Raw genomic sequence first — 12,450 nt, forward strand, 5'->3', positions numbered from 1 at the left:
TTTTTGGTGGGCTGGTTTTTGTTTTTAAGAGACAGCCGTACTCAGGGCGGGGGGACCGTACTCGCCGCGGGGCCGGCCGTCCCCGCGGCGGGGATCAGCGGTTGTCCGGGCGGAGGCGGGCGTCGCGGGCCAGGAGGGCCGCCTGGACCCGGTTGGCGCAGCTCAGTTTGGTCAGCATCCGGCTCACGTACGCCTTGACCGTCCCTTCGACCAGGTGCAGCTTCCTGCCGATCTCCGCGTTGGACGCGCCGGTGCCCACCATGGCGAGGACCTCGCGTTCGCGGCTGGTGAGGTCGGCGATGCGGTCCAGGCGCGGGTCGGCGGGCGCCTCCTCGCCGCTGAGGTAGCGGTCGATGAGGTGCCGGGTGACCTGGGGGGAGACCACGGGCGAGCCGGACGCGATCGTGCGCACGGCCCGGATGAGCTCCTGCGGGGTGCTGTCCTTGAGCAGGAATCCCGCCACCCCCGCCTTCAGCGCACGGGCCACGTACGCGTCCTCGCCGAAGGTGGTGAGCATGACCACGCGGACCGAGGGGGCCCGCTCGGCGATCCGTTCCGCCGCACGCAGTCCGTCGGTGCCCGGCATCTGGATGTCCAGCATCGCCACGTCGACGTGGTGGTGGACGGCGAGCCGTGCCGCCTCGTGCCCGTCCGAGGCCTCGGCGACCACTTCGATGTCCTCGGCGTGCTTGAGGACGAGTCTGATGCCGGCGCGGACGAGTTCTTGGTCGTCGGCGAGCAGAACGCGGATCACGGCAGAAACCTCACGGTGTGTGGTGTCGGTCCGGCCGAGACGACGAACTCCCCGGTCTGCGGCGGCTCGTCCTCCTCCGGGTAGGGAACGAACGCGAGCGTGACGAACTGCAGGGCCATGGCGCTCAGCACGCCGAGCGCGGTCGCCGCCGCCGTGCCCGCCGCCGTAGCCATCCGGTTCCACCGGGTCCCCGCGGCCCCCAGGGCCTCGTGACCGGCGGGCGTGGACGTACTCGCCGCGACGGGGCCCGCGTCCAGGGGGATGTGGGCGAGCACGGCGTATCCCCCGTGGCCGGTGGGTTCTGCGCGCAGGGTTCCGCCGAGCAGGCGGATCCGTTCGTGGAGGCCGACCAGTCCGAGGTCGGTGCCCGGCAGCCGTGGCGCGCGGCCCCCCGTCTCCGGCCCGTTGCGGACCTCTACGCGTACGTGCCCGGCGTCCCCCCGTACGGACACCGTCACGGGCGCCCCGGCCGCGTGCTTGTGCACATTGGTCAGTGCCTCGCGGATCACCCTGTCCACCGCGCGCCGGGCGGCGGGGCTCGCAGCGGTCAGGTCCTGCGCGCTCCAGTCCAGGTCCACGGCGATGCCGGCCGCGCGGGACTGCCCGACCAGGGCGATGACGTGGCCGCGGGTTCCGGTGTCCGGGGTCAAGGACTGCGCGGTGTCCTCCCTCGCCGGCTCTCCGGCGCGCAGCACCCCCAGGACGCCGCGCAGCTCGTCCATCGCCTGCCGCCCCGTACCGTGCACGAGCCGCGCACTGCGGTGGACCTCCGGGTCGCCGTGCTCGGTGGCCATCGCGAGCCCGCCGGAGTGCAGGGCGATGAGGCTCAGCCGGTGACCGAGCAGATCGTGCATCTCTCCCGCGATCCGGGCCCGCTCGCGCGACCTGGCCTGTTCCTCCGCCGAACGGTGCGCGTCCTCCAGGAAGGCGTTGCGCTCCCGCAGGGCCCTGACCAGCCGCTCGCGCTGGCCGGCCAGCGCGCCGGCCAGACCGGGCAGGGCGCCGCACACGATGCCGGTGACGAGCACGACCATCACCTCGTACTCGAGCACGTGCGTCGGCTCCCCCGCCGCGTTCGCCGCGGTGACCGCCAGGGGAGCCGATCCGCACACGGCCAGGAGAAGGACGCGGCTGCGCAGGCCGGACCAGCACAGGCCCGCCGTCCAGGCCACCGCCGCCAGCGCCCCGCCCGTCAGCGGCTCCACCGCGACGAGCAGGGCGGCGCCGGTCAGCGCGACCGCCGGCAGCCGGCGGCGGACGAGCACCGCCACCGCCGCGCCGCCGGCCGTGACGAGGTGGCCCGCCGGTCCGATCGGCGCGCTGCCGGTGCTCCAGCCGCCGGCCCAGTCGGGGAGCGCCAGTACGGCCAGGCCGATGACGGCGATCAGGGCGAGATCGGCGGTCAAGGGGAACAGGCGGTGCCGTGCGCTCTCCTCACGCTCGTCGCGTGCCGGGGCCGGGGCGGAGGTGGTCACTGTCGTGAGGTCAGACGGCCGCGGGAACGGACGGCTGCGACTGGGTGGCGCAGTGGATGCCACCGCCGCCGGCGGCGATGTTGTCGATCCTGACCCGGACCACGTCGCGGGTGGGGTACTTGGCCTGAAGGATCGAGTGGGCCACGCCGTCGGCGTAGCTGTCCCCGAACTGGGGCACGAGGACGGCGCCGTTGGCGGTGTAGTAGTTGGTGTAGCTGGACAGGAAGTCCGCGCCCCTCCCGCGGATGTAGCGCCGGTCGGGTCCGGGAAGTTCGGTGATGGTCAGCCGGCGTCCCTGGGCGTCGGTGGCGCTCTGCAATGCCTTCTTGGTCTCGTTGTAGACCGCGACCCACTTGCTGTCGGTGCCGGGTCCGGGCTGGTCGAGGATGACCTGCCCGGGGGCCGTGAACCTGGCCAGGCAGTCGATGTGGCAGTCGGTGATGTCCTGTCCGGCCAGGCCGGGGACCCAGATGACCTTGTCCACGCCGAGGGCCGACTTGAGCGCCTGCTCCACCTGGTCCTGGGTCTTGCCGGGGTTGCGGTTGCTGTTGACCAGCGAGCTGACCGTGGCGAGCAGGGTTCCCTGGCCGTCCGTCTCCAGCGACCCGCCCTCGCCCACGAACGAGGCCTGGATGCGGTCGACTCCGTACCGGGTGAGGAGGGCCGCGGCCGCGGCCGCGTCGTTGGCGAACGGCTGCTGGTACGAAGTGCCGGTCTTCCCCCAGCCGTTGAAGTTCGTGTCCACTCCGGCGACGGCGCCGGGAGCGACCACGAAGGTGGGGCCGAAGTCCCTGATCCACAGGTCGTCGTTGGGTATTTCGAGGACCTCGATGCCGTGGTAGGCGCCCGCTCCGCAGGCGTACCTGGCGTCCTCGGCCTGCCCGGGCCGGGCCAGCACCACGACCGGCTCGTAGCGGGAGATCACGTCGGCCACCCGCGCGATGTCGTTGCGGACCCCCGTGAGCTGGGGGGACCAGATCGAGGACAGCGCCGGCCAGGCCATGAAGGTCCGGTCGTGGCGGTCGGTCTCCGCGGGCATCCGCAAAGTGGCCCCCGAGGGCCCGGCGGCGGCGCGGGCCACCGAGGGCAGTGCCGACCCGAGCGCCGCGAGCGGCAGAGCGGCGGCGCCGAGCTGGAGCAGCCGACGGCGGGTGGTCATGTGCATGTCCATGGAACTCCCTAGGCGGGGGAACAGGAGGGGGGTGTTCCGCACATACTGGCCCGGACTGAAAATTCAGTCAATATTCTTGGCAATGAAGATCCCCGTCTCCTCAACCGGAACCCGGGAGTTGAAGATCATCCGCCCGGGCCCTGCCCGACCGCGATCAGGCGGGACGGTCCTCGTCGTGCCGCAGGACGGTGCGGACTCCGGCGATGACCACGGCGATCAGACAGAGGGCGATGACGGTCTCGGCCCACAGGAAGGCGAACCAGTCCATCACGCAGCCGATCGGCGGTGTGCCGGGAGCGTTGTTGCGGAATGCCGAGAGGGCGAACAGGGTGGCCGCCATCCAGCCGAGGGCGGCCCAGACCAGGCCCTCACCGCGGGTGATCAGGTACCAGGCCCCCAGGAGCACGGATGCCGCCAGCGCCCACATCACGATCATCATGAAGACCGTGAAGACGATCAGGCTGCCCGACCGGGCCGCCCCCAGCGCCACGCCGGCGGCCTCCTGGTCGGACGGGGCGGGTGTCGCGGAGACCGAGAAGAGGGTTTCGTTGTTGGAGAACAGCAGGCGCACCGGCACCTGCTGGCCGTCCAGCTGAGCCCGGAACCCGATGTCGGTCTTGTAGGTGTCGAACGGGTAGTCGCTGATCGATCCGTCCGTGAGCGCGACCTGCACGTCCCTGATCGCGATCCGCTCGTGCGCCTTGAACTCCAGATCGCCGAGGGTCTGCGCGGAGGTCCGCAGGACGAGACCGGCCACCGGGGCGGTCCCGCCCTCCTCGGCGAGGGTCCCGCGCGGGATGACCCGGACCCGCAGTGCCAGCTCCCTGGCCTTGGCATCGACCTGTTGGACGTCGGCCTGCACGTCCACCCGGTCGGCGGCCCCGGAGCCGACCGTCTGGACCCGGTCGAGCGCCTGTCGCTCGGTGAACTGCAGCCACGACCCCACCGCCACCGCCAGCACGATCAGGACCGCGATGGGAAGCAGGAACGGCAGCAGCGAGGCCACGGGGCGGCCCGGACTGCGGGGTTCCCAGGTGGGGGTCATGGCGACTCCGGCGCTCGACTTCGGGGAGAGGCTTCAGGGCGCGGTCTTGAACTCCGGCGCCCGGAGGCTCTTCAGGCACTCGGTCTTCGCCGCGTCCGGGTTGTCGAAGAACGAGACGGCGATCTCCTGGGCGCACTTCGACGTCGCGAACACCACGTGCGGCTCGTAGGGGATCGTGACGACCGTGGCCTTGCTCAGCGTGCGGGCCACGTACGCCCCGTTGTCCGCACCGGTCTGCGCGTCGAACGCACCCGACAGGGCGAGGGTGGGGATGTCGCTGGTGGTGACGTCCCGGACCGAGCGCGCGGCCGGGGTGACGTTCCAGACGTCGCAGTCACCGCGCAGGAAGGTGAGCAGCGGAGCCTGGGCCTGGACCGAGCTCGGGAACGAGGGGAACTCCTTCCTTCCACCCTGGAGCGCCGCGTCCTTGCTCTCGTACGGCGTCCACGTGCTGCAGAAGATGCCGTAGGTGAGGCCGTGCGAAGTCAGGCCGATGCCCTTGGGGTTGAGCCTCCATCCCGCCCACTGCGTGGCGATCCGCTGCGGGTTGCCGTTGGCCAGCTCGTCGATGGAGAGCGGTACGGCCTCGGCCGTGTGGGTGGCGGAGGTCAGCCAGTTGACCAGGGTTCCGCCGTCGATCACGACCTTCACCGGCTCCTTGCTGAAGGGGAGCGTGACGTTCGTGGTGACCGGCTTGGCCTCCAGGTCCTGGACGAGCTTCTCGAAGGTGCCGGACAGGTTCGGATAACGCTTGTTGCAGGCCGGCTGGTCCGCGCAGGCCTTGAACAGGCCCTGGACGCCCTGCCGGAAGCTGCTCCAGGTCTGCGCCGAACCGGAGTCGGACGGCGGCAGGATGCCGTCGATGCCTACCGAGCGGAGACCCTCGGGGTGCAGCCGCATGGAGACCAGCGCCAGGTGGGTGCCGTAGGAGATGCCGTACAGGTTCCACTCCTTGACGCCCAGCGTGGTGCGCAGGTCGTTGTAGTCGGCGGCGCTCTCGGTGTCGTTGTAGGCACTGAGGTCGGCTCCGCGGCCCGCCAGTTCGTCGCGGCAGGCCTTCGTGGCATCGACGTGCAGGCGCTCGGTGGAGGGAGCGTCGTAGACGAGGCCGATCACCTCTCCGTTGAACCTGTCCACATTGGGGCACAGGAGCGCCGGGTCGGCCGAGTACGTACCGCGCTGGGACATGAGGATCACGTCGCGATCGCGGTTGAGGCCGCCGTCGATCGCCATCTTCGCCTCGCCCACCGCGTCGTCTCCCGGTCCGCCCGCGAGCCACACGATGGGATCGGATTTCGGTGCGGCGGCCGCGGCGGGCACGATCGCGACACCGAGTTCGATCGTTCTGCTGCCGGACTTGGCACGGTTCTCGGGCACGGTGAGCGTTCCGCAGCGGGCGTCCTTCAGTTCCGCGATCGGTTCCGCGGTCCTGGGGCAGGCACCCGGCTCGTAGCGGGCGTCGCCCACCGTCCGGGCCACCGTTCCGATCGGCCCGTCGTCGGCGCGGGCCCGCGCCTGGGCCGGCGCCGTGAGCAGGCCGGTGACGAGGAGGCCGGTGGCCATGCCGGCCGACGTGGCCAGCAGTCGTCGTGGGGTGCGCCGACGACGGGGCGCTCGGTCGAGAGTCATCTGCCCTCCCGCTACTTCGGGGTGATCGTGAACGGTGCGGGCTCGAGTCCGTCCACGCAACGGGTGTCGGGCGCGGTCGGGTGAGCGAGGAAGGAGGCCAGCACGCTCTGCGCGCACGGCGACTGCGGGACCACCCAGTGGCCGATTCCGGGGATGTGCACGGAGGTCGAGTTGGACAGGTTGCGGCTCACGTCCTTGGCCCAACTCAGCCCGGTCTTCACGTCGAACGTGCCGGAGACGACGAGTGCCGGTACCGAACTGACCGTGGCCACGCGCTGTTCGGACGCACGGTCCGGGACGTTCCAGATCCCGCACACCGGGTACTGGAAGGGCAGTTGCGGCACCTCGGCCAGGACGGTGTCCGGCCATCCGGGGAAGGCCTTCCGGCCCGCCTTCAGCACGTCGGGTTCCGACGCCCCCGGCGCCCACTCGCTGCACGCGACCGAGTTCGTCAGGCCGTGGGCGTACTCGCCGGTCTTCGGCACCGATCCGCCCGCCCGGGCCTGGGCGAAGCGCTCCGGGTTTCCGTCGGCGAGTTCGTAGAGCGCTGCCGGCATGTCCTTGGGCCTGGGGGTGAAAGCCACGATCAGGTTCAGCAGCGCACCGCCGTCGAGGACGGTCTTCACCTCCTTTCCGCCGCTCGGCAGCGTGACGTTCAGGGTCAGGGGCTGCGCCTCCAGCTTGCGCACCTGCTCCGTCAGCGTCCGGGAGAGGTCCGGGTACCGGCTCTTGCAGGCGGGCTGCGCCGCGCACGCGTCGAAGATGTACTTGATCCCCTCAGCGGCGCTCTTCCATCCCCAGGGCAGGATCACGTCCTTGGGAGGGGTGATCGAGTCGATCGCCACCGCGCGGATTCCCTCGGGGTGCAGGCGCAGGTACGTGAGGGCCAGGTTGCTGCCGTAGGAGTACCCGTAGACGTTCCACTGCGGGAGCTTCAGAGCCTGACGCAGTTCGGCGAAGTCGGCCGCGTTCTCGGTGGTGTTGTAGGCGCTCAGGTCGACGCCGTCGGCCGTCAGGCGGTCCCGGCACTCCTTCACCGCCTTGAGCATGAGCCGTTCCGCCTCCTGCGAGTCATAACCCAGGCCCACGGACACCGCGTTGAACCGGTCGATCTCCGGACAGGCCAGGTTCGGCCGGTCGTAGAGATTGCCGCGCTGCGCCATGACGATCAGTTCGCGGTCCTTGTTCAGGCCGGAGTCGACGAGGAACGGGATGTCGTCGATCGTGTCGGCACCGGGGCCGCCCGCCATGAACACCACGGGATCCGGAGCGGGTTTGGCGGAGGCGGCCGGGATCCGCGCCACGGCCAGCTTGATGGTCCGGCCGTCGGGGCGGGAGCGGTTCTCGGGGACCTCGAGGAATCCGCACTTCGCGTCGCTCAGCGCCTCGATCGGCTCGGGCGGCTTCGGACAGGGACCCGGTACGAACCGCGACGGGGTTGCCGGATCCGGCCCGGCAAGCTGGGCGAGCCGGGACGCTGCGCCGCTGGGTGTGGAGCCGATCACTGCCAGGCAGACCAGGGCGGCCGCGGCAGACATCGCGTGGATCCTGTGCTTTGGCATGCTCTCGTTCCTCTGCCGACACAGGCGGCGACCCTGCTGGGCCAGGCCGCAGCGGTTTGGGCGGAACGCACAGTTCCACGCTACTCGGCTGCGCCTGCGCGCGCTCGCGCAGGCCCAGCCGAGTAGCGTGGATTACGTGCGTTCCGCCCAAACCGCCGGGTAGAGCAAGAAGGTGGTGTCCGTGAACCGGATGGTGTCGTTGTGCGCCACCGGGGGGGCCGCGGTCATGGTCGTACTGGCCGGTATCTCCATCCCGCAGGCACACGCGGCCGATGACGACCGCGAGAAGCACAGTGCGGATGTCCTCGAGGAGCTGGCGCCCTCGGCCGACGGCCCGGGCTGTTCGGCGGCGGTCGGCGAGCGGGGAAACATCGTCCGGGAGACGGGGAAAGGGAAGGCCGATCTGACGACGGGACGCGCCATCACCCCGAAGACGGTCTTCGACATGGCGTCCAGCTCCAAGCAATTCACCGCGGACGCCGTCCTTTTGCTGGCCGGTCGTCACCAACTCGCGCTGGACGACCCCCTGTCGAAATTCCTGGACGACCCGCCCGCCTGGACGCGGGAGGTCACCCTGGGCGACCTGATGCGTCATACCAGCGGCATTCTCGACTATCAGGATCTACTGGAGGCCAAGGGCATCAAGGTGACGGATCCGGCCGGCCGGCAGGAAGCGATCGCGGCCGTCCTCGCCTGCGCATGACCCTTTCCCCGGCGGTTGACGTGCCCGGGAAGGACAAGTCGTACGACGCCAAGGACGGCTCCTTCACTCCCCGTTCCTCCCCCTGGAAACAGTACGGAGACGGGTCCGTCCAGAGTGCCCCCGGGGAATTCGTCCGCTGGGCCGACCATTACCGCACCGGCCGCATCGGTGGACCGGAACTGCTCACCGGGGTCACGGCGGGAGCCGTGAGTGTGGGTGACGTCCTGCGCGCGCGTGGAATCGAAGAAGGGCGGTACGGGGCCGGAATCCTCCTCCCCGACAAGAGCCTGGTTCACCGCGGCGACCGGGAAGGGTTCCACAGCACCTTCGAGGTGAGCCCGGACCGCAACACCGCGGTCACCGTCGTCTGCAATGTGGATTCACCCGATCATTTCCGCGCGGCAAACCAGTTGCTGGACATCTGGACGAAGTAACACCCGCCCCGATGACCTCGTTGGCTTGATCCTGTGGTTGATGCGCCGCGCATGTAGGGGAGTTGACGAACAGTCAGCATGGAGCACGCTTGTGGGCGTCCGAGAGGCGACCGCGCGACTCGACGTGTACATGACGGTCGATTCCGGGGCATGGACGGCCCTTGACGGTGTGTGGGTGTTGTGCGAATCTCTCGACAGGTCTGGACCAATTGTTCTTCTTCGGGCGGGGGCCCGAGTTTCCGGACGCCTCGGGGGGTACTGCGGCGTCCGGCGGTCCTGACCGCTCACGGCCGTCGGCCGGTCCTCGGGGGTGGGCCGGACCCCACACGATGGCCGGATCCGTCGCCTGACCAGCCTGCCGCAGCCTGCCGTTGACGTCCGCAGCCCGGACGCGCGGCAGCCCGCGCCCACTGCCGCGCCCGCACGCTCACCCCGTGCCGTTCTTCCACTCCGCTCCGACGTCCTAAGTGAGCCGCCCATGTCCGAAGTCCTCACCATGCCCGAGCGCACCCCCGCCTCACCGTCCCAGCAGGGCGTCTGGCTGACCGATCGGCTGGGCGTGGCCCGCGAGGCGTTCCACATGCCGGTACGCATCTCCTTCGACCGGATCGACACGCCGGCGCTGGTCCGCGCGGTGGACGCCGTGACCAGGCGTCATCCCGCCCTCGCCGCGCGGCTGGTGGAGCGTGACGGGCAGGTCTGGCAGGAACCCGCAGTGCGGCGGCCCGAACTGGTGCGACGCGAAGCACCTGCGGACGAAGCCGAGTTGGAGAAGCTGCTGGAGGAGGAAGCGGCGCGTCCCTTCGTCCTGGAGACCGGCCCGCTCAGCCGCTTCACCCTGCACAGCCGCGCCGACGGGAGCGCCGAACTCCTGGTCACGGCACACCACTCGGTCTTCGACGGCAATTCCAAGGACGTCCTGACCCGGGACCTGGCAGCCGCCTACGGCTCGGCGTCCCTGCCGGCGCCCGTGGCCACTGATTCGGCTGCACCCGCCGCACAGGCCGCACCGGCGGCGGCACCGGGCCTGGTACGGAGGGCCGCCGAGTGGTACGGGCCGCGTTGGGCCGCCGCCACCGAACCGGTACTCCCGGGCGGGCCGCGCACCCCGACCACCACCGGGGCCGGCGAGGCGGTCGAGTGGCGCCTCGACGGCGCCGCGGCTGGCGAGTTGGCCGCCGCTGCCGCCCGCTCCGGTACCACGGTCTTCGAGTTCCTGCTCGCGGCCCTGCACGGGCTGCTGCGCCGCTACGGCGGCGAAGCCGTACCGGTGTCCGTCCCGCTCTCCACCCGGACACCCGAACTGGCCGGGGAAATAGGGCTGTTCGTCAACGAGCTGCCGGTCCACGCGCCCGCGGCCGAGGCCTCGCAGACCTTCACCGCCTTCGCCGCCGCGGTCCGGGCCGAGCTGCGGGCCGGCTACCCGTACCGCAGCGTGCCCTTCGGCACCGCCGTCACCGGACTGGGCCCCCGCGTCGGCCTGACCGCGGTCTCGCTCGGCTACCGCCGGCGCGGCCCGGACCCGGAGTTCGCCGGCACCGGCGCCCGGATCGCCTGGGCCGTGCACAACCGCACCGCCCGCAACACCCTCCACCTCCAGGCCGTCGAGGCCCCCGACGGCCCCGGCACCCCGGGCGGAGTCATCGACTTCAGCCTCCAGTACGACCCGGCCGCGCTCGCCCCGGACGCCGCCCGCCGGATCGCCGGGCACTACGGCACCCTGCTCGCCGGCGCCGTCGCCGCGCCCGGCACACCGCTCTCGGACCTGCCGCTGCTGGACGCCGCCGAACTGCGGGCCGTCACCATCGCACCGAACGGCACCGACCGGCCCTATCCGGCCGACCGGACCGTGCTCGACCTGGTCCGCGCCCGGGCCGCCGCCACCCCCGGGGCGATCGCGGTCAGCGCTTCCGGCCGCCACCTCACCTACCGCGAACTGATCACCCGTACCGACGAGTTGGCCTCGGCACTGCGCGCCGGCGGCGTCCGGCCCGGTGACCTGGTCGCCCTCCACCTCGACCGCACCGCCGACCTGCCCGCCGCGCTGCTCGCCGTACTCGCCACCGGCGCGGCGTACCTGCCGCTGGACCCGGGCTATCCGGCCGAGCGACTCGCCCTCGTGCTGCGCGACTCCGGAGCCGTTCTGGTGCTCGCCGACCGCGACCCCGCGCCCGCTGTCGCCGCTGCCGCCCCCGCGGTCCTGCGGCTCCCGGCGGCGTCGGAGCTGGGCCCGGCCGAGGCTGCCCCCGTGGCCGGCCCCGACGACGCCCCGGGGCCCGACGAAGTGGCGTACGTCCTCTACACCTCCGGCTCCACGGGCCGCCCCAAGGGCGTCGCGGTCGGCCACCGGGCGCTGGTCAACCTGCTCACCTCCTTCGCCGACCGGCTCGACTCCGGCCCCGGGCACGTCTGGCTCGGCTTGACCTCGCTCTCGTTCGACATCTCCGCGCTGGAGCTCTACCTGCCGCTGATCACCGGCGGCCGCCTGGTCCTGGCCCCGGACGGACTCGCCGTCGACGGCCCCGGCCTGCTCGCGCTGATCGGCGGCGAGGGCGTCACCCACGTCCAGGCCACCCCGTCCGGATGGCGGGTGATGCTCACGGCGGGGACCGGTGATGATGCCGGCGCGCTCGGCGCCGTCACCGGTCTGGCCGGCGGCGAGGCGTTGCCGCTGCCGCTCGCCCGTGAACTGCGGGCGCGTACCGCCCGGTTGTTCAATGTGTACGGGCCCACCGAAACCACGATCTGGTCCACCTGCGCCGAACTCCCCGCCGAGCCCCAGCAGGTCGGGATCGGCCGTCCGATCGCCAACACCCAGGCCTACATCGTCGACGAGCAGCTGAACCCCACCCCGCTCGGCATCCCCGGGGAGCTGCTGATCGGCGGGGACGGCGTCGCCCACGGCTACCTCGGCCGGCCCGAACTCACTGCCGACCGCTTCGTGCCGAACCCCTTCGGCCCGCCCGGCACCCGGCTCTACCGCACCGGGGACCGTGCCGCCTGGACACCCGACGGGGAACTCGAGTTCCTCGGCCGGATCGACGACCAGGTCAAGATCCGCGGCCACCGGATCGAACTCGGCGAGATCGAGTCCGCCCTGCTGGAGCACCCTGCCCTCGCCCAGGCCGCCGTCGCCGTCCGCACCGAGGAGGACGGCGAGCCCTTCCTGGCCGGCTACCTGGTACCGGCCGCCGGCACCCGCTCCCCCTCCCCCGCAGACCTGCGCGACCACCTGATGCGCACGCTGCCGGCCGCGATGGTGCCGCAGCGCTGGCTCACCGTGGAGCGGCTGCCGCTCACCCCGAACGGCAAGCTGGACCGGCGGGCCCTGCCGGTACCGCCGCGCGAGGCTCCTGCGCAGCGGGCCGGCGATGCCACCGATTCCGGTCGGTCCGTCGAGTCCGGTGACTCCGCCGACTCCGCCGACTCGACGATCCGGACGGTCCGCCGGATCTGGGCCGAGGTGCTGAACCTGCCCGATGTCGGCCCCGAGGACGACTTGTTCGACCTCGGCGGGCATTCGCTGACGGTGATCCAGATCGCCGCCCGGATCCGCGACGCGCTCGGCGTGGAACTGGACTTCGACGTCTTCTTCGACGTCCCGACCCCGGCCGGCATCGCCGCCGCGGTCCGCGCACGCCAGTAGGCCCTGCACCCGGTACCCCCGGGCGCGGGCC

9 protein-coding genes are annotated in these 12,450 nt (G+C 71.6%); 3 read left to right on the top strand and 6 right to left on the bottom strand.

Annotated elements, in window-relative coordinates; genetic code table 11:
- Positions 1 to 94: 94 nt before the first annotated feature.
- From ACWGDE_RS14295 to ACWGDE_RS14320, 6 genes are all read right to left on the bottom strand, one after another.
- A complete protein-coding gene (locus ACWGDE_RS14295; RefSeq protein WP_453389278.1) occupies positions 95 to 754 on the bottom strand; it encodes a response regulator in 660 nt (219 codons plus the stop codon).
- Positions 751 to 2,229 (bottom strand): sensor histidine kinase, encoded by a 1,479-nt coding sequence (locus tag ACWGDE_RS14300; RefSeq protein ID WP_453389279.1) that lies wholly within the window; start codon positions 2,227 to 2,229, stop codon positions 751 to 753. The genes ACWGDE_RS14295 and ACWGDE_RS14300 overlap by 4 nt, the downstream gene beginning before the upstream one ends.
- A gap of 10 nt (positions 2,230 to 2,239) precedes the next feature.
- Positions 2,240 to 3,400, bottom strand: coding sequence for an agmatine deiminase family protein (locus tag ACWGDE_RS14305; RefSeq protein WP_453389280.1), 1,161 nt, complete (start codon positions 3,398 to 3,400; stop codon positions 2,240 to 2,242).
- Between the two features lie 154 nt (positions 3,401 to 3,554).
- Positions 3,555 to 4,445 (bottom strand): DUF4436 family protein, encoded by an 891-nt coding sequence (locus tag ACWGDE_RS14310; protein WP_453389281.1) that lies wholly within the window; start codon positions 4,443 to 4,445, stop codon positions 3,555 to 3,557.
- A gap of 33 nt (positions 4,446 to 4,478) precedes the next feature.
- On the bottom strand, positions 4,479 to 6,074 hold the full coding sequence (locus ACWGDE_RS14315) for an alpha/beta fold hydrolase (RefSeq protein ID WP_453389282.1): 1,596 nt from the start codon (positions 6,072 to 6,074) through the stop codon (positions 4,479 to 4,481).
- 11 nt (positions 6,075 to 6,085) lie between these two features.
- Positions 6,086 to 7,636: an alpha/beta fold hydrolase gene (locus ACWGDE_RS14320; protein WP_453389283.1), complete on the bottom strand. Its 1,551-nt coding sequence runs from the start codon at positions 7,634 to 7,636 to the stop codon at positions 6,086 to 6,088.
- Positions 7,637 to 7,826: 190 nt separating this feature from the next.
- Here ACWGDE_RS14320 and ACWGDE_RS14325 point away from each other — a divergent pair, with 190 nt between their 5' ends.
- The 3 genes from ACWGDE_RS14325 (at position 7,827) to ACWGDE_RS14335 (ending at position 12,419) form a co-directional block, all read left to right on the top strand.
- Positions 7,827 to 8,339, top strand: coding sequence for a serine hydrolase domain-containing protein (locus ACWGDE_RS14325; protein WP_453389289.1), 513 nt, complete (start codon positions 7,827 to 7,829; stop codon positions 8,337 to 8,339).
- Complete coding sequence (locus tag ACWGDE_RS14330; protein WP_453389284.1) at positions 8,336 to 8,773, top strand: hypothetical protein; 438 nt, start codon at positions 8,336 to 8,338, stop codon at positions 8,771 to 8,773. The genes ACWGDE_RS14325 and ACWGDE_RS14330 overlap by 4 nt, the downstream gene beginning before the upstream one ends.
- Before the next feature lie 478 nt (positions 8,774 to 9,251).
- Positions 9,252 to 12,419, top strand: a complete 3,168-nt coding sequence (locus tag ACWGDE_RS14335; RefSeq protein WP_453389285.1) for a non-ribosomal peptide synthetase — start codon at positions 9,252 to 9,254, stop codon at positions 12,417 to 12,419.
- Positions 12,420 to 12,450: the final 31 nt, after the last annotated feature.

The organism is Streptomyces sp. NPDC054956 (assembly GCF_053609185.1).

Excerpts from the sequence above, each read along its gene's own strand:
- ACWGDE_RS14305 (WP_453389280.1), bottom strand. The coding sequence starts at position 3,400 with ATGGACATGCACATGACCACCCGCCGTCGGCTGCTCCAGCTCGGCGCC.
- ACWGDE_RS14310 (WP_453389281.1), bottom strand. The coding sequence starts at position 4,445 with ATGACCCCCACCTGGGAACCCCGCAGTCCGGGCCGCCCCGTGGCCTCG.
- ACWGDE_RS14315 (WP_453389282.1), bottom strand. The coding sequence starts at position 6,074 with ATGACTCTCGACCGAGCGCCCCGTCGTCGGCGCACCCCACGACGACTG.
- ACWGDE_RS14320 (WP_453389283.1), bottom strand. The coding sequence starts at position 7,636 with ATGCCAAAGCACAGGATCCACGCGATGTCTGCCGCGGCCGCCCTGGTC.
- ACWGDE_RS14325 (WP_453389289.1), top strand. The coding sequence starts at position 7,827 with ATGGTGTCGTTGTGCGCCACCGGGGGGGCCGCGGTCATGGTCGTACTG.
- ACWGDE_RS14330 (WP_453389284.1), top strand. The coding sequence starts at position 8,336 with ATGACCCTTTCCCCGGCGGTTGACGTGCCCGGGAAGGACAAGTCGTAC.
- ACWGDE_RS14335 (WP_453389285.1), top strand. The coding sequence starts at position 9,252 with ATGTCCGAAGTCCTCACCATGCCCGAGCGCACCCCCGCCTCACCGTCC.